The 16,514-nt window shown below is 64.2% G+C and carries 20 protein-coding genes; 11 read left to right on the top strand and 9 right to left on the bottom strand.

Annotated elements, in window-relative coordinates:
* Positions 1–252 precede the first annotated feature (252 nt).
* Positions 253–1,527: a DUF763 domain-containing protein gene (locus tag LB545_RS14585; protein ID WP_140657470.1), complete on the bottom strand. Its 1,275-nt coding sequence runs from the start codon at positions 1,525–1,527 to the stop codon at positions 253–255.
* Between the two features lie 162 nt (positions 1,528–1,689).
* Positions 1,690–2,382: a DUF2270 domain-containing protein gene (locus LB545_RS14580; RefSeq protein ID WP_140499219.1), complete on the bottom strand. Its 693-nt coding sequence runs from the start codon at positions 2,380–2,382 to the stop codon at positions 1,690–1,692.
* Between the two features lie 228 nt (positions 2,383–2,610).
* Here LB545_RS14580 and LB545_RS14575 point away from each other — a divergent pair, with 228 nt between their 5' ends.
* The 7 genes from LB545_RS14575 (at position 2,611) to LB545_RS14545 (ending at position 5,910) form a co-directional block, all read left to right on the top strand.
* Positions 2,611–3,342: a gamma-glutamylcyclotransferase gene (locus tag LB545_RS14575; RefSeq protein WP_140582632.1), complete on the top strand. Its 732-nt coding sequence runs from the start codon at positions 2,611–2,613 to the stop codon at positions 3,340–3,342.
* Between the two features lie 129 nt (positions 3,343–3,471).
* Complete coding sequence (locus tag LB545_RS14570) at positions 3,472–3,795, top strand: ArsR/SmtB family transcription factor (RefSeq protein ID WP_140499215.1); 324 nt, start codon at positions 3,472–3,474, stop codon at positions 3,793–3,795.
* The gene (locus LB545_RS14565; RefSeq protein ID WP_140582629.1) at positions 3,792–4,223 is read left to right on the top strand and encodes an SRPBCC domain-containing protein; all 432 of its coding nucleotides are present in this window, start codon (positions 3,792–3,794) and stop codon (positions 4,221–4,223) included. The genes LB545_RS14570 and LB545_RS14565 overlap by 4 nt, the downstream gene beginning before the upstream one ends.
* 72 nt (positions 4,224–4,295) lie before the next feature.
* On the top strand, positions 4,296–4,688 hold the full coding sequence (locus tag LB545_RS14560; protein ID WP_224705324.1) for a VOC family protein: 393 nt from the start codon (positions 4,296–4,298) through the stop codon (positions 4,686–4,688).
* A 34-nt stretch (positions 4,689–4,722) separates the two neighbouring features.
* Positions 4,723–4,947, top strand: coding sequence for a hypothetical protein (locus LB545_RS14555; protein ID WP_140499210.1), 225 nt, complete (start codon positions 4,723–4,725; stop codon positions 4,945–4,947).
* An 11-nt stretch (positions 4,948–4,958) separates the two neighbouring features.
* Positions 4,959–5,414, top strand: a complete 456-nt coding sequence (locus tag LB545_RS14550; RefSeq protein WP_140565501.1) for a DUF1801 domain-containing protein — start codon at positions 4,959–4,961, stop codon at positions 5,412–5,414.
* A gap of 97 nt (positions 5,415–5,511) precedes the next feature.
* Positions 5,512–5,910 carry a DUF1801 domain-containing protein gene (locus tag LB545_RS14545; protein ID WP_140674385.1) on the top strand — a complete coding sequence of 133 codons (399 nt, stop codon included), beginning with the start codon at positions 5,512–5,514 and terminating at the stop codon, positions 5,908–5,910.
* Positions 5,911–5,984: 74 nt separating this feature from the next.
* Here LB545_RS14545 and LB545_RS14540 read toward each other — a convergent pair whose 3' ends face one another.
* The 5 genes from LB545_RS14540 to LB545_RS14520 form a co-directional block, all read right to left on the bottom strand.
* The gene (locus LB545_RS14540; RefSeq protein WP_224705322.1) at positions 5,985–7,967 is read right to left on the bottom strand and encodes a glycoside hydrolase family 127 protein; all 1,983 of its coding nucleotides are present in this window, start codon (positions 7,965–7,967) and stop codon (positions 5,985–5,987) included.
* Between the two features lie 21 nt (positions 7,968–7,988).
* A complete protein-coding gene (locus LB545_RS14535) occupies positions 7,989–8,846 on the bottom strand; it encodes a carbohydrate ABC transporter permease (protein ID WP_140521386.1) in 858 nt (285 codons plus the stop codon).
* On the bottom strand, positions 8,846–9,772 hold the full coding sequence (locus tag LB545_RS14530) for a carbohydrate ABC transporter permease (protein WP_140499200.1): 927 nt from the start codon (positions 9,770–9,772) through the stop codon (positions 8,846–8,848). Before LB545_RS14530 ends, LB545_RS14535 begins: the two co-directional genes overlap by 1 nt.
* A 374-nt stretch (positions 9,773–10,146) precedes the next feature.
* Positions 10,147–11,394 (bottom strand): ABC transporter substrate-binding protein, encoded by a 1,248-nt coding sequence (locus LB545_RS14525; protein ID WP_140516254.1) that lies wholly within the window; start codon positions 11,392–11,394, stop codon positions 10,147–10,149.
* 63 nt (positions 11,395–11,457) lie between these two features.
* The gene (locus LB545_RS14520) at positions 11,458–12,507 is read right to left on the bottom strand and encodes a LacI family DNA-binding transcriptional regulator (protein WP_140879059.1); all 1,050 of its coding nucleotides are present in this window, start codon (positions 12,505–12,507) and stop codon (positions 11,458–11,460) included.
* Between the two features lie 722 nt (positions 12,508–13,229).
* Here LB545_RS14520 and LB545_RS14515 point away from each other — a divergent pair.
* Both LB545_RS14515 and LB545_RS14510 read left to right on the top strand, forming a co-directional pair.
* Complete coding sequence (locus LB545_RS14515) at positions 13,230–13,436, top strand: hypothetical protein (protein ID WP_140499194.1); 207 nt, start codon at positions 13,230–13,232, stop codon at positions 13,434–13,436.
* Positions 13,437–13,441: 5 nt separating this feature from the next.
* The gene (locus LB545_RS14510; protein WP_140521391.1) at positions 13,442–13,633 is read left to right on the top strand and encodes a hypothetical protein; all 192 of its coding nucleotides are present in this window, start codon (positions 13,442–13,444) and stop codon (positions 13,631–13,633) included.
* Positions 13,634–13,656: 23 nt separating this feature from the next.
* On the opposite strand, the gene LB545_RS14505 is transcribed toward LB545_RS14510, so the two are convergent.
* Together LB545_RS14505 and LB545_RS14500 are read right to left on the bottom strand one after the other, a co-directional pair.
* Complete coding sequence (locus tag LB545_RS14505; protein ID WP_140499190.1) at positions 13,657–13,923, bottom strand: DUF1488 domain-containing protein; 267 nt, start codon at positions 13,921–13,923, stop codon at positions 13,657–13,659.
* Positions 13,920–14,168: a hypothetical protein gene (locus LB545_RS14500; RefSeq protein WP_140499188.1), complete on the bottom strand. Its 249-nt coding sequence runs from the start codon at positions 14,166–14,168 to the stop codon at positions 13,920–13,922. Before LB545_RS14500 ends, LB545_RS14505 begins: the two co-directional genes overlap by 4 nt.
* A 246-nt stretch (positions 14,169–14,414) precedes the next feature.
* On the opposite strand from LB545_RS14500, the gene LB545_RS14495 reads away from it, so the two are divergent.
* The gene (locus LB545_RS14495; protein ID WP_140565483.1) at positions 14,415–14,729 is read left to right on the top strand and encodes a co-chaperone GroES; all 315 of its coding nucleotides are present in this window, start codon (positions 14,415–14,417) and stop codon (positions 14,727–14,729) included.
* 60 nt (positions 14,730–14,789) lie between these two features.
* On the top strand, positions 14,790–16,418 hold the full coding sequence (groL, locus tag LB545_RS14490; protein ID WP_224680694.1) for a chaperonin GroEL: 1,629 nt from the start codon (positions 14,790–14,792) through the stop codon (positions 16,416–16,418).
* Positions 16,419–16,514: the final 96 nt, after the last annotated feature.

Genomic DNA, 16,514 nt, shown 5'->3' with positions numbered 1-16,514 from the left:
ATAAAAGACAGCCCTCTTCTCCCCGTCTCTATACGGGGAGAAGGTGCCGGCAGGCGGATGAGGGGCAGCGCCGACATGGGAGAAATACAGGATCCAGATGCTATTTGCCGAAACCTTGGCGCCGCCCCTCATTGTCCTGCCGGACATTTCTCCCCGTATAGGACGGGGAGAAAGGCCCATCTACCGGCTGGACGCCTCCGCAGATTGCTTCGCCAATCGTCGCCGTCGCCGTCGCTGGCCGCGATCGGCGATCTAGCCCGACTTCTTGGCGCCGCCCGGCAAAGCACCTTCAGGCGGCGGCTCCGGGCCGAAGACGCTGCGGCCGCCGAGCAGGTGCGACTGGTCGAACTCGCCGGCGACGATCTCCTTCAGGCTCGGGCCGGTGACGTAGCGCTCCAGTCGCCGCGCCTGGCCGTCGAGCCGCTGCAAGGCGGCAAGCTCCTCCTCGCGGCCGAGCTTGGCCTTGGCGACCGCCGACTTCATGACGGCGATGGTTTCGTCATAGACCTTCAGCGGCACCGGAAAGGGATGCCGGTCCTTGCCGCCATGCGCCAGCGAGAAGCGCGCCGGGTCGGAAAAGCGGCACGGCGCGCCATGCACCACCTCCGCCACCATTGCCAGCGCCCGCACCGTACGGGCGCCGACGCCCGGCACCAGCAGCAATTCGGGAAAATCTGTCGGGCCGCTCTCGATGGCGGCGGAGATGTTGCCGTGCAGCCGGCGCATGACGATGTCGCTTTCGCGCACGTCATGGTGCGCCGGCATGACCAGATTGGGCAGCATTGGCTGTGCGTTGTCGCGCTTTGCCGAAGCCGTCGCGGGCTCGATGGCGGCGAATTCGTGCACGATCCGGTCGGGACCGAGCTGGCGCAGAAGATCGAGCTGGCCGCTGCGCGAGGCCTCGGCGCGATGGTCGGTGAGGTTGACGATCTCGCCCTGCCGCTCGCCCTCGATGGCCGCGTGCGGCTGGTCGACGAAACTCTTCAGCCCTTCCGACAGCCAGTGGTAACGGCGCGCCTGCCTTCTGTCGCCGTTCATGCCTTGCTGGACGACCACCCAGCGGCTGTCGTCAGTGACGATGAAGCCATGCAGATAGAGATCGAAACCGTCCTGCACGGCGGCGCTGTCGACCTTGGCGACCAGGCGGCTGGCGGTGGCAAGGGCCGCGCCGTCGAAGCCGACACGTTCGCCGATCATCTCCAGCTCGTGCGGCGTCTTGCGCGAATGAGCGCCACGACCGCCGCAGACATGAATGCCGAGCTCGCCCGACAGCGGCGTCAGCCCGCGCTTCAGCGCGCCAATGACGCTGGTGGTGATGCCGGACGAATGCCAGTCCATGCCCATCACCGCACCGAAGGACTGGAACCAGAAGGGATGCGCCAGCCGGCGCAGCAGCTCGTCGCGGCCATAATGGTGGATGATCGCCTGGCACAGCACCGCGCCGAGCCGCGTCATGCGGTCGCCCAGCCATTTCGGGACCCGTCCGCCATGCAGCGGCAGGTCGGCGCTGCCGCTTCGCTGCGTCACTTGTTTCGATGCTCCGTGGCCGACCGCCCAGAGGCCGGCTCTCTCCCTCTAGATGGCATCCATGCGGCTATTTTCCAAGCCGGCACACAGGCGCTCATTCGCGGTTTGATTCAGGATGGCGCCTCACCCGGTTGTTCGCAAAGCGTTTTTGTCCATCGCGGACTAGACATGCACGTCTCCGAAGGAGAGTTCGCCGTTGTCGTCGGGCGTCAGTAAGGCGACGGCCAGCAGGCCGGCAAAGAGGATGGCGACCAGCGTGACGATGACCAGGCCGGGCACGGGACCCAGGGCGGCGGCGCTGACGGCCTCGCGCAATGTGCCGACGAAACCCACCGGCGCGGCCCGATCGAGCAGGCTCGGCGTCGATAGTTTGAGGATCCAGGCGAGCAGCAGGATCAGCATCATATGGATGTAGTTGCGGCGCAAACGGCGCGCCAGCGCCACCCGCTGCGAGACCAGAAATTTCGGCGTGCGCAGGCTTTCGCCGACGATCAGCAGCCAGTCCGAGGCGAAGTCCGGCTGCGGCGAGAAGATCTGCGCGAAATAGTGGCGCTCGAACTGGCGCACGCGGGCGCGGTAGACGTCGAAGAAGCGGTAGCGCCGTGCCTCGATCCACAGCAACAGCAGCACCAGCAGCATGGCGAACAGCAGCACGCCGTGATGGGCACTGGCCGTCGACAGCGACACCGACAGCATCGCGGCCACGACGGTGATCGCCCAATTGCTGGTCCTGTCGATACGGTCGCGCCATCCCGCCATGCGCGCAATCTCGGCGCGATGGAAATGCGACATCACGGTGACCATTTCGCTGGGCGAAAGCGTCCTGCCGATGGGCGTTGCCGGCGCATCGTTCATAGTTCCCTCCCAACCCAATGAAACGCGTCGAACGCGATCTCGTTCCGCCGGCGGCGGATGGCGCCGACCCAGGCGGACTTTCGGCCACTTCTGTCGCGACGGCGGTGCGCCGAGGCTTTTCAAACGCTTGGGCAGGTTCGCTCAGCTTCTGAGTCCGCGTCCGAGTGGCTCTGGCTCTTGAGAATCCCTTTGCCTTGGGCAACATGGCGGCGAGGCTGGAGTACGAAAATGAACAGGCCGATATCCGCCGCACGATCACAATCTACGTCGCGAAGCGCGGCGATGGCGCTGACGGAGGCGCTGGTCGCCCGCACCTTGCGCACGGTCGAGGATGCCGGGCCGACGCCGGGCATGGTCTACATGACCGACGCCGACTATGCGCGTTTCAGCGATGAAATACTGGCCGATGCGCCGGCCGGGCCGCTGAAACTGTTCGCCTATGGCTCGCTGCTATGGAAGCCGGCGGGCGAGGTGAGGGGAGGCGAGCGCGCGGTGGCGACTGGCTGGCACCGCTCTTTCTGCTTCACCGTGCAGCGGTTTCGCGGCACGATCGAGCAGCCCGGCCTGATGATGGCGCTCGACCGTGGTGGCCAATGCCAGGGCATGGTGTTCGAGATCGCGGAGCCGGTTGCCGACAATCTCGAGGCGCTGCTGCGCCGCGAGATGACCATCCTGCCCGCCGTCAACGTGCCGCGCTGGCTGCGGGTCAGGACCGAGGGCGGCATGTGCCGCGCGCTCGGCTTCGTCGTCGATCCCGCCAATGCGCGCTATGTCGGCAGGCTGGACAAACGGGCGATCGCGGCGACGCTGGCCCGGGCCGCCGGCCATTGGGGCTCGGGCGCGCAATATCTGTTCGAGACCATCCGCCACCTCGACGCCTGCGGCATTCGCGATCGCAACCTGTGGCAGTTGCAGGCATTGGTGGCCGAGGAGATCAACCGCGTCCACGCCCCGGTTTAGCGATCGGCGTTTCCAGCGCAGCGCGACCCGGAAGTTCCGGACGCTTTCCCGCCACTCCAAATCTTCCGCTTGACGAATACATATCCCGACGGTTATACGTTGATCAATAGCCAACGGGTTATCGATTAAATGCCGGATGCTCATGATGCGCTCTTCAGGACGCTCGCCGACCCGACGCGGCGCGCCATCTTCGAACGGCTGTGCCGCCAGGGAGAGCAGACGGTGGGAGCGCTGACGATCCAGTCGGGGGTCTCGCAGCCGGCCGTGTCGAAGCATCTGGGCGTGCTGAAGCAGGCCGGGCTGGTGCGCGACCGCCATGAAGGCCGCCAGACGCATTACAGCGCGCAGCTCGGCGCGCTGGCGCCGCTGATGGACTGGACGCGTGAGATGGCCGGGTTCTGGGAAAGCCGGTTCGACGATCTCGAGGATCTGCTCAAAAGGATGGACCAGTGAACGACACTGCCGCCGACACCCGCACTGTCGTCGTCGAGCGGCAGATTTCGCATCCGCCGGAAAAACTCTGGCGCGCACTGACGCAACCGCATCTGATCGAGGAGTGGCTGATGAAGAACGATTTAAATCCGGTCGTGGGCCATCGCTTCAACCTCAGCACCGCCTGGGGCGGCGTGCTGGATTGCGAGGTGCTTGCCGTCGAGCCGCACAAGACGCTGTCCTACACCTGGAACCTCGCGCACCAGGACCCGGCCTTCGATCTCAGGAGCGTGGTGACCTTTACGCTCACCCCGACGCCTGCCGGGACCCATCTGCGCATGGAGCAGTCCGGTTTCCGGCCCGAGCAGAGGCGGGCCTATGGCGGCGCCAAGATGGGATGGCCGAAATTCCTGGAGAAGCTGGAAGAGCTCCTGGCACGGACGGACTGAGGTCGGTCGGCACGGTCATAGCAAGACTGTTCGAGGGCAGCCCGGAGCAAACGAACCTATGGAGGATATGCGATGAAGATCAAATTGACCCGCGTCTATGTGGACGACCAGGAGAAGGCGCTTGCCTTCTACACCGACGTGTTGGGCTTCACCAAGAAGGCCGATTTCAGCAACGGTCCGTTTCGCTGGCTGACAGTGGCCTCGCCGGACGAGCCTGAGGGAACCGAGCTGCAGCTTGCGCTGAACGACAACCCCGCGGCCAAGGCCTACCGGCAGGCCTTGTTTAAGCAGGGCCAGCCGGCGCTGATGCTCTTCACCGACGACATCAAGGCCGATCACGAGCGCATCAAGGCGCGGGGCGCGGCCTTCGCCATGGCGCCGACCGAAGTGACCGGCTCGACCATAGCGCAGCTCAACGATAGCTGCGGCAACCTCATCCAGATCACGCAGCTGGCGCGCTGGTAAGCGGCGTTTCGTTCATTTTTCAAGAGGAGATAGCATGGATTGGAACAAATGGGTCCGGCAAACGCATCGCTGGCTATCGATCATCTTCACGGGGACTGTCCTCGCCAACTTCGTCGCCATGGGCTTGGGGCAGCCGCCTGCCTGGGTGGTCTATTCGCCGCTGCTGCCGCTTTTCCTGCTGCTGTTCAGCGGCCTCTACATGTTCGTGCTGCCATACGCCGCCAAGCGGCTTAACGGGCGGCAGCGCGCGAGCCAGTAAGGACGGGATGGATGGCGAAGAGGCAGGGGCAATCAGCTAAAGGCGCCGCCAGGCCAGCAACCGCCGGTCCGGTCCTGCTTTCTGGCGGCAACCCGCAGATCGCCAAGGGCGAAGGCAACGCCCCCGTGCAGGCCTATATCGCAGCCATGCCGGACTGGAAGAGCGAGGTCGGCGGCCGTCTCGACGCGCTCATCGAGCGTGCCGTGCCTGATGTGCGCAAGGCCGTCAAATGGAACTCGCCCTTCTATGGCGTGGAAGGCGAGGGCTGGTTCCTCAGCTTTCATTGCTTCACGAAATACATAAAGGTGGCCTTCTTCCGCGGCATCTCGCTGGACCCGGTGCCGCCTGGCCAGTCCAAAAGCAAGGACACGCGTTACCTTGACATTCATGAGGACGACGAGTTCGACGAGGCCCAGTTCACCGAGTGGGTGAAGCAGGCGAGCCGACTGCCCGGCGAACGGATGTGAGATTTGCGCGCCGGGCCCGGATTTGCCGCGCGCGACAGAGCGCCTATGATCGGGCGGACGGGGCGGTGATCGCCCTCAAGGCTGAAGGAGAACGGACATGACGAAGAGCGGGTCGCCAGAAGGCAGGTCTCCTTCGCAGCTCATAGACGGCAGGATCGAGGAACTCGGCGACTGGCGCGGCGAGATGCTGAGCCGGCTGCGCGGCCTGATCCGGCAGGCCGACCCCGAGATCGTGGAGGAGTGGAAATGGCGCGGGGTCCCGGTGTGGGAGCATGCCGGAATGATCTGCACCGGCGAGACCTACAAGAACGTCGTCAAGCTGACCTTTGCCAAGGGTGCGGCGCTGCCCGATCCGTCGCGCCTGTTCAACTCCAGCCTGGAAGGAAACACCAGGCGCGCCATCGATTTCCAAGAGGGCGAGGAGGTCGACGAGGAAGCGTTCAAGGCGCTTATCCGCGCCGCCGTGGCTCTGAACAAGTCAAAGGCCCGGCGATAAGCTCCGTGTGACTGGCGCCGAAGAACGCGGCGGGCAGAACTAAGCCTGTCGCGCTCCTTCGCGCCCTTCTGGCCTCATCCGTCCCTCAGCCATACCAGCATCTCGCCGGGCTCGCGGTTGTCCCAGGCGAAATAGGGGATGGCGGTCAGCCGCGTCTGTCTGGCAGCGGGCGGGTCGGTGCGGTAAAGCCCGTTTTGCCAGCCCTCATCGGTGTCGGCCAGCGCTGTGGTCGAAAGCGCCACCACGCCGCCCAGCAGGTCCGGCTCGTCATGCGCCTCGATGCTTGCGGTGCGCGGCAATGCGATGCGGTGCAGGCTGCCGTCATTGTCGGTCGCCTCGACGCAGTAGATCAGCGGGCCGCGCGAGAGCGCCACGCGGCCGGCGTCCTGACGCACCTGCGGGTTGGCGTAGAGCCGTTCGATCGGCATTTCGAGATCGAGGCGGACGCTATCGCCCTTCTTCCATGTGCGCCGGATCGCCGCGTAGCCATCGCTGGTGACGTCCTCGAGCTTCACCGTCTCGCCATTGACCTTGAGCGCCGCGCCGGCGCTCCATGCCGGCACGCGCAGATGCAGGGTGAACGCGACCGGCGCCTGCGGCTCGATGGTGATGGCGACCGCACCGTCCCAGGGGTAGCGGCTCGCCTGCGTCAGTGCCACCGGCACGCCCGCTATGTCGAAACGAGCGGTGGAATCGCCATAGAGATGGACGGCAAGCGCGTCGTCCGCCAGGCTGTAGAAATAGCTGCCGATGGAGGCCACCATGCGCCCGATATTGGGCGGGCAGCACGGGCAGCGGTGCCATTTCCATCTGTTGTGCCGGCCCCGGCTTTCCAGCGGGTTTTCGTAGAAGAACAGCGAGCCGTCGAGCGACAGGCCCGAGATCGAGCCGTTGTAGAGCGCCCGCTCCATGATATCGGCGTAGCGGGCGTTCGGCCCCATGCCGAGCATGCGGCTGGCCCAGAACACCAGGCCGACGGCGGCACAGGTCTCGGCGTAGGCGCTCTCATTGGGCAGGTCGAAATCGCTGGTAAAGCCCTCATTGTGCGCCGACGGCCCGAGCCCGCCGGTGATGTAGAGGTTCTTGCTGGTGAGATCGTCCCACAGCCGGTCGAGCGCCACCCGCAAGCTGTCGTCGCCATATTCGGTGGCGATGTCGGCCATGCCGGAATAGAGATACATCGCCCTGACCGCATGACCGACGACCTTGTCCTGCTCGCGCACCGGAATGTGCGACTGGCTGTATTCATAGGTCTTGAAATGATAGGCCTTGGGATCGGTGCCGCGGGCGCGCGCCTCCTCGTCGAAATAATGCGGTTGCTGGCCGCGCTGGTCGATGAAGTATTTCGCCAGCTCCATGTATTTGTTCTCGCCAGTCACGCGCGCGAGCTTCACCAGCGCCAGCTCGATCTCCTCATGGCCGCAATAGCCTTTCTTCTTGCCCGGCTCGGGCCCGAGCACCGAGGCGATATGGTCGGCATAGCGGCACATGACGTCGAGCAGCTTGCGCTTGCCGGTCGCCTGGTAATAGGCGACGGCGCCCTCGATCAGGTGGCCGGCGCAATAGAGCTCGTGGCAATCGCGCAGATTGGTCCAGCGCAGGCCGGGCTGGATGCGCTGGTACCAGCTCGAGAGATAGCCGTCCGGCTGCTGCAGCTTTTCGTAGAGGTCGATGACGGCGTCGATCTTCTTCTCCAGCTCCGGGTTCTTGGCGCGGTAGAGCGAATAGGCCGCCGTCTCGATCGTCTTGCCCCAGTCGGAGTCCCAGAACATCTGCGTCGTCACCGTCGAGCCGGTGAAGCCGGGGGAAGCCGCCTCGTCGGGCGAAGGGGAATGGAACGGGATGACGACGCCGGGCGAGGGCCGGTCCGGATCGATCTGCTCCAGCATGCCCGCCTCGACGCAGCGGTCGTAGAGGATATTGGCGGTGCGCGCGGCGACGGCATCGGCACGGTCGCCCCAGAAGCCGTGCACGTCGACCTGCGGCACCGGTAGCGGCCGGAAGGCGAGTTTGGGCCTGGAGGCGCTGGCAGGCCTGGCAGAAGACGATGCGGTCATGAACTTACTCCATTCGATCGATCACTTGACGGCCCCGGCCATCAGGCCGCGGATGTAGAAGCGCTGCAAAGCCAGGAACAGGATCAGGCACGGCACCATCATCACGGTGACGCCCGCCTGCACCGCGCCCCAGTCGATGGCGCCGAAGCGGCCGGACTGGAGTGCGGTCATCATCACCGGCAGCGTGAACTTGGACTGGTCGGTCATCAGCACCAAAGCGGCGAGAAACTCGTTCCAGGCGCCGAGAAAGGCGAACAGCGCGATGGTGACGACGCCCGGCCAGACCAGCGGCAGCATCACCTTCAACAGCATGGTGGCGTTTCCGGCGCCGTCCATGCGCGCGGCCTCCTCGATCTCGCGCGGCACCGCGTCGAAGGCGTTGCGCATCATGAAGATCGAGAACGGCAGTTGCAGCGTCACATAGACGCCGACCAGCCCGGTCAGCGTGTTGTGCAGGCCAAGCTTGGTGAGCACCAGGAAGATCGGCGTCAGGATCGACTGGAACGGGATCATGATCGTCGACAGGATGAGGACGAAGAACAGGTCCTTGAGCGGAAATCGGAAACGCGAGAAACCGTAGCCGGCGAGCACGGAGACGACGACCGAGACCAGCACCGTCATGACAGAGACGTAGATGCTGTTCTGCGCCGAGACCCAGAGCCCGTCGCCGAACGTGTTGAGCGTGGCGTAGTTCTCCAGCGAGAAGCCTGTCGTCGGCCAGGGCGGCAGCGGCGGCTGGCGCGCCTCCTGCGCCGGCTTGAAGGCCGACAGCGCGGCCCACACGATCGGCGCCACGAACAGCACCGAGGCGACGATGCCGGTGGAGTGCCTGACGACGCTGGCGGCGAGCTTGCCTTGAGCGGACATTGCCTGCGCCATCAGTCGAGGCCCTCGGGCTTCCTCAGCAGCCAGAGCTGCACGAGGCTGAGCGCCACCAGGATCACCAGCAGCACCATGGAGAGCGCCGCGCCATAGCCGAGCTTGAACGACACGAAGGACTGGTTGAAAATCCAGTACACCGCCGTCAGCGTCTGGTTGCGCGGGCCGCCGCGCAGGATGATGTAGAACTGGTCGAAGGCGAGGACCGAGCCGGCCACCGACAGGATCAGGGCCAGCGCCAGGGTGCGGCGCATCAGCGGCAAGGTAATGGCCCGGAATCTTGCGAACGGGCCGGCGCCGTCGATGACGGCCGCTTCCTGCAAATCCTGCGGGATCGATTGCAGGCCGGTCATCAGGATGATCATGGTGAAGCCGGCGACCTTCCACACCACCATCGCGATGATCGACCAGAAGGCCGGCTGGAAGGTGGCCAGAAGATTGAATTTCCTGTCGATCAGGCCGAGGTTGTAGGCGGCCGGGCTGAACAGGCCGGAATCGACGTTGAGCAGCCATGACCAGAGCAGGCTCGCCGAGGCGAAACCGACCACCGCCGGCATGAAGAAGGCGGTGCGGTAGAGATTGGTCAGCGGGCGCGGCCGCTCGATGAAGATGGCCAGCGGGAAGGCGACGGCGAAGATCGCGATGGTGACGATCACAGTGTAGTAGCCGGTGAATTTCAGCGCATTCCAGAACCTGGTGTCGCGCAGGATCGCGACGTAATTGTCGAGGCCGATGAAGGAGTGCCCGCCCATCAGGGGCCAGTTGTGCAGCGACATCCACGCCGTCATGCCGAGCGGGATGACGAAGAACACCATGACCAGCGCCACGGCCGGCGCGACGTAGATGAGACCGATCCATTGCCGGCGACCGGCACCGACGAGTTTTCGGGCGCGGGGCGGGGCGGTGGTTGCTGTGATGGTGGTCATGGCTGGCCCGCTTTTCCTTCTCCCCTTGTGGGGTGAGCGGCCGGTTCGCCGGAGGCGAATTCATCGTGCCAGTGGCACGATGAAAGGCCGGCGAACACCGGGAGGCTGCGAAGCAGCGGGGACCCGGCAGAGTGGATCGGCCACCACCCGGCCCTTCGCAGGCTCAGGGCGTTCGAAGCTCGAAAAGCCAAGCAGTTGGCTTTTCGTCCCCTGCGCGGACTGCTTCTCACCCCACAAGGGGAGAAGGGGAGGCGAAGTGCGCTAGGTCCCAAGCTGTCGATGCTAGTGAGTCTTCTCAACGCGATAGCCCTGTATCTGAACCAAACAATATCCAGCCACCCGCTCAGGGAGACGGCCGGCCGGCCGGCAGGCGCCTATTTCTGCGGCGCCTGGTCGATGATCGACTGCATAGTCTCCTGCGCATTGGCGATGGCGCCGTCGACGTCGTCGCCGAAGAACACCTCGTTGACCATCTGCGTCCACGGGCCGTTGGCGGAGTTGATCAGGTCGTTGAAGACCACCGAATAGGGCGTCTTGCCCTTGGCCATGGCCTCGGCTGCGACCTGGTAGCGCGGGTCGAGGTCCTTCAGCGCGTCCTTGGCGATGTCGCCGCGCACCGGCAGGCTGCCATATTTGGCCAGGATCGTCTGGCCTTCCAGCGAATAGGCGAAGTCGAGGAACTCCTTCACCACATCGATCTTCTTGGTGCCCTTGGTGACGACGAAATTGTCGCCGCCGGCAAAGGACGACCAGCCGCCATCCTTGCCCGGCAGGAAGGTGATGCCGTAGTCGATATCGGGATACTGGGTGTTGAGCGCGCCGATAGCGAAGGCACCCGACGGCGAGATGCCGATGTTGCCGCCGGCGAAGGCGGCGAAGAAATTGGCGCCGGTGTCGGTCTGGGCGCCTTCCGGCACCAGGCCCTTCTTGACCATCGAACGATAGAGATCGATGGCGCCGCGCAGCTGCGGGCTGTCCAGCGTCGCCTTGGAGCCGTCCTGCGAGAGGATGTCGCCGCCCGAGGCCCAGACCAGCGGCGTGAAGGTGAAGATGTTGCAGCCGCCGCAATTGCCGGAGAAGTAGAAGCCCTTGATGTTGCCGCCGAGCGCGTTGACTTTTTCGGCGTCGGCTTCGATCTCGGCCCAATTGGCTGGGCCCTTTTCGGGGTCGAGGCCGGCCTGCTTGAACAGCTTCTTGTTCCAGATCAGCACCGAGGCGTCGGCGGAGAAGGGCAGGCCGTAGATGCGGTCCTTGTACGTGCCGGTCTTCACATGAGCCGGCGACAGGCTGGCGAAATAGGGGAGCGACTTGGCCCAGTCGGTGATGTCCTCCAACTGACCGGCGGCAGCAAAGGAGGGCGTGTAGATCAGGTCGAGCGATAGCGCGTCGGGCGCCGTGCCGCCGGCGGCGGCAGCACCGTATTTCGGAATGATCTCGGCGTTGGGGATGATGTCGAGCTTGATCTGGTTGGTGTGGCCCTTATTGTAGGCATCGACGATGCGCGGCATGAAGTTCGAGCCGTCGGCGCGCACCCAGATGTTGGCGGTCTCGGCGGCGGCAAATTGCAGCCCGCAGCCGAATACGGCGGCCGTCAAGGCCAGCCTGGCAATCAAAGTCCTCATATTCTCCTCCTCCACGTTTTGGCCGCGACGCGCGGCTTGCCGCCGATTGCGGCGTTTGGTTCTTCAGCCGTCCGGCAGGCGGCCGCAGGACTGACGCACCACCAGCCGGCACGGCAGTTTCCGGATGCCTGGCGCGGCGGGCTTGCCGCCGACCAGGGAAAGCAAGGTCAGCCCCGCTTCGCGGCCGAGCGCAGCTAGGTTCATGTCGACCGAGGTCAGCGGCGGGCGCGTCGCTTCGGCCACGATCTCCCAATTGTCGAAACCGATGACGCCGACATCGCCGGGCACGTCGAGACCGCGTTCGCGCAAGGCATCGATGACGCCGCGCGCGATCTGGTCGTTGCCGCAGAAGACGGCGTCCGGTCTTTCGCTTGCGTCCTCGGCCGCGCTGTCGAACAGCCTCGCCACGGCTTCGTGTCCCCAGGCCTCCGACCACGAGCCGAGCAGCGGCTCGGTGACCGACAGGCCGTTCTCGGTCAGAACATCGCGATAGGCCTGGGCCCTGGCGTGCACCACGGCAAAGCTCGCCGGTCCCGAGACATGGGCGATGCGCCTGCGGCCGAGCCGACAGAAATGCTCCACTGCCAGCCGCGCGCCGCCAGCGTCGTCGGAGACGAAGGCGACGGCGTCGGGATCGGGCTGGGTGAAGGCATAGATCACCGGAATGCGCAGATTGGACAGATCGACCGGCAGAAGACGGTCGATGCGCTTGCCGGTGGCGATGATGCCGTCGACGCGCTTGTCGAGCATGGCCTCGACATGGAGCTGGCCGAGACGCGGATCCTCCTCGACATTGCACAGGAACACCGAAACGCCGGCGTCGACCAGCGCGTCGGAAATGCCCGACATCAGCGGCAGCGAGAAGCGGCCATAGGTATCGTTGGTGAGCAGGCCGACGGTGAAGGAGCGTCGCCGCAGCAGGCTCTGTGCCAGGCTGTTGGGCCGGAAGCCGAGGCGCTGCGCGGTCTCGCGGATGCGCTCGCGGGTCTCGGCGGTCATGCGGCCCTGGTCGTTGAGCGCCTTCGAGGCGGTGGCGACGCTGACGCCAGCCTCGGCCGCCACGTCACGCAAGGTGACGGGCTTGGGAAAGGCTGGCTGATCGTCCAATGCCATTGCGGCGAAAATCCCGATTGGGAAAAGGTTTTCTCTTACAGGCCGGAATGACCCGGCCAATGGCCGAGCCCGCTCGGAAATGTTTGGAAAAACCTTTTCTCAACCCAAACTAGGCCAGATCCAGAGGCTGTTCAAGAGGAAAAGTGGCTGGTCCTCCGGTGGTGCGAAGTGGCCGCCGGAGGGCGGGCTCACGGGCTCGGCGCCCGGCGAGTTCATCAGGCGCTGATCGGCAGCCGTCAGTGCTGCCCACGGCGCGAGCCGGCCAAAGCAGCAATCGGCGACATGTCTACAAACGACTCTTCGGTCTTAACGCTTGCGCAAATATTATCGGTTAGTTCGCTAGTCATGGCCTCGTGGCGGAGCGGCTACGCTGGAGACGGCAAATCTCTGAAGCCTCGGTTCGATCCCGAGGCGAGGCCTCCAAAAATCATATGACGTAGAGCCTGCGTCGGACCATCAAGGGCGATGGGTCTTGCCAGCTTGCATTTGCGGCCTGGGCCGGACAGGTCCTCGTCTTCGTTGTGACGCTGACGCGCCGGCAAGAAGACTGCTACCCAGCCGACTTGCGCGCTTTCAGCATCTGACGATCGGGGTCACGTGGCATGCGGCCGGCGTTAAAGCAGCCTATTTGCATTTGGCATGCAGGGCACTCGCCAAAAGAGTGCTATGGAAGGGCGAGAGCTTGCCCGCTCCGACTTTCCCCGACATTCGAGGCCATTTTCGTGCGTGAACCGTCGCTGTTGCCCGTCTTTGGAAAACTTGGCGCCAAGGGACCCCGTGTCGTCGCGGTGGAACCGGTCCCGTCGGCAGGTATCGCCCCACGGCTGCGGGAGGCCCTGGCCGCCCATGGCGGCATGGTGCTGAAGCTGTCGGTCGTCGCCTGGACGATATCGGTCCTGGGCATGGTCTTCTTCATGTTGCAGGGCTGAGGCAAATGGCCAACCGCTACGCACTGCGCATGGACTTGCCCCAAAGCTGGGCCATCATCGACGTCTTCACCGGCCAGCCCGTCGTCGTCAGGCAAAGGGCGATGGTCGGCATGAGCCCGCGCGACGCCAACGCCATGGTCGATCAGATGAATGTCCGGGACGTCAAGCGCCGGGAGAAGGCGGAGCGTAAATCCTGATCCAGCGCCGTTCGCCTGTCGTCTCAGCGGAAGTCGTCGGCCGTCAGCACATACATGCTCTTGCGCGTGCGGTCATAGGCCTTTGACGCTACGTCGCGGATAACACTGCTCTCGGTGTCGAAGGTGGCGAGATAGCCGGCTTCATTGGCTGCCGTCGCCGGCTGCATCCTCGTCATGGCATCGGCGGCGACCGAGAAGGAAATCTGGAACATGCCGTCATAGCCGACGAACCGGATGCGCTTGCCGGCCTCGTCGTAGCTGCGGCTGCGGTTGGGGAAGGTCAGGCTCATGATTTTGCCTCCGTCGTTTTCTTCACCGCGCGTTTCTTCTTCGGCGTCGGGTTCAGGGCCTCGGCCACGCGGTCGGCTTCTTCCTTGGCCAGCCGCAATTGCCTCAGCCTTGCCGTCTTGATCTCCCTGGCCCTCGCTTCGGACATATATTCGGCTGTTGCCTTGTTGCGCTCCGCCGTCTTCTTCTGCTTGTCGACAAAGCGCGCTTCAGCTTTTTCCATGATCGTCTGGTTGCCGTCGGCCATCGAGGAAATCTCCCTTGAGTCTGAAATCGTGAAAATGAACTTGTCCGATAAATAGGTACTCTGCCGGGAAAATTCAAATTTTTGAAATATTTGGTCGTTTTTCCGACCCGATGAACCCAGGCGCCGAAATAATACTATGATTATTCAATATCCGCTCGGAATAAATTTTGGCACTCCTATCTATCGAGTGCCAAAGAGCCTATAGAAGGGGGCGGCCGCCTATGCCGGCCCCAGAAAGAAGTTCTCATGAAATTTCGGCCACTCCACGACCGCGTCGTCATCCGGCGCGCCGAAGGCGATATCAAATCCAAGGGCGGCATCATCATTCCCGACAATGCCAAGGAAAAGCCGCAGGAAGGCGAAGTGATCGCGGTTGGTCCCGGCGCCCGCGACGAAAACGGCGCACTTGTTCCGCTCGACGTCAAGGCCGGCGACTTGATCCTGTTCGGCAAATGGTCGGGCACGGAGGTCAAGATCGACGGCGAGGATCTTCTGATCATGAAGGAAGCCGACATCATCGGCGTTATCGAAAAGAGCATCGAAGCCAAGAAGGCCGCCTGACTGAAGCGCCGCGCCTCTGCGCGGTGACGGCTCCACTCCAAATGCGAACTGGATAAAATCATGTCTGCCAAGGAAATCAAATTCTCCACCGATGCGCGCGACCGTATGCTGCGCGGCGTCGAGATCCTCACCAATGCGGTCAAGGTCACGCTCGGCCCCAAGGGCCGCAACGTCATCATCGACAAGGCCTATGGGGCGCCGCGCATCACCAAGGACGGCGTCACCGTCGCCAAGGAAATCGAGCTTGCCGACAAGTTCGAGAACATGGGCGCGCAGATGGTGCGCGAAGTGGCCTCGAAGACCAACGACCTCGCCGGCGACGGCACCACCACTGCCACGGTGCTGGCCGCCTCGATCCTGCGCGAAGGCGCCAAGCTGGTTGCCGCCGGCATGAACCCGATGGACCTCAAGCGCGGCATCGACCAGGCCGTCGCGGCCGTCGTCGTGGAAATCAAGGCGAAGGCCAAGAAGGTCAAGTCGTCGGCCGAGATCGCGCAGGTCGGCACAATCGCCGCCAATGGCGATGCCAGCGTCGGCGAGATGATCGCCAAGGCGATGGACAAGGTCGGAAATGACGGCGTCATCACCGTCGAGGAAGCCAAGACCGCCAACACCGAGCTCGACGTCGTCGAAGGCATGCAGTTCGACCGCGGCTATCTCTCGCCCTATTTCGTCACCAATGCCGACAAGATGCGCGCGGAGCTGGAAGAGCCCTATATTCTCATCCACGAGAAGAAGCTCGGCAATCTGCAGGCAATGCTGCCGATCCTGGAAGCGGTGGTGCAGAGCGGCAAGCCGCTGCTGATCATCTCCGAGGACGTCGAAGGCGAGGCTCTGGCGACGCTGGTCGTCAACAAGCTGCGCGGCGGCCTCAAGGTCGCGGCCGTCAAGGCGCCGGGCTTCGGTGACCGCCGCAAGGCGATGCTGGAAGACATCGCGGTGCTCACATCCGGCCAGATGATCTCCGAGGATCTCGGCATCAAGCTGGAGAACGTCACCATCGAGATGCTCGGTCGCGCCAAGCGCGTGCTGATCGAAAAGGACACCACCACGATCATCGACGGCGCCGGCACCAAGGCGACCATCCAGGCGCGCGTCGCCCAGATCAAGGGCCAGATCGAGGAAACCACCTCCGACTATGACAAGGAGAAGCTGCAGGAGCGGCTGGCCAAGCTCTCCGGCGGCGTTGCCGTCATCCGCGTCGGCGGCGCCACCGAGTCGGAAGTCAAGGAAAAGAAGGATCGCATCGACGACGCGCTGAACGCCACGCGCGCGGCGGTCGAGGAAGGCATCGTGCCAGGCGGCGGCGTGGCTCTGCTGCGTGCCAGGACGGCGCTTGCCGGCTTGGGCGGCGCCAACGCCGATGTCACCGCCGGCATCTCGATCGTGCTCAGGGCACTCGAAGCGCCGCTCCGCCAGATCGCCGAGAATTCGGGCGTTGAAGGCTCTGTTGTCGTCGGCAAGCTCTCCGACAGCAAGGACCACAACCAGGGTTTCGATGCCCAGAACGAGGCGTATGTCGACATGATCAAGGCGGGCATCGTCGATCCGGCGAAAGTGGTGCGCACCGCGTTGCAAGATGCCGGCTCGATCGCCGCGCTTTTGATCACCGCCGAAGCGATGATCTCGGACATTCCGGCCAAGGATGCCGCGCCTGCGGGCGGCGGTGGCGGCATGGGCGGCTACTAGGATTCGGCCGGCTCGCGAAGGTGGTTTCATAAAAGCCATCTTTCAGACCTGATCCGTATCTCGCCAAACCGGTCTTTGCCGCAGGCGAGACGACTA

Origin of the sequence: Mesorhizobium sp. BR1-1-6 (assembly GCF_020165355.1) — a bacterium.
Classification (GTDB): Bacteria; Pseudomonadota; Alphaproteobacteria; order Rhizobiales; family Rhizobiaceae; genus Mesorhizobium.
Note: the sequence above shows the minus strand (reverse complement) of the source record. Positions and strands in the feature narration are given on the sequence as shown.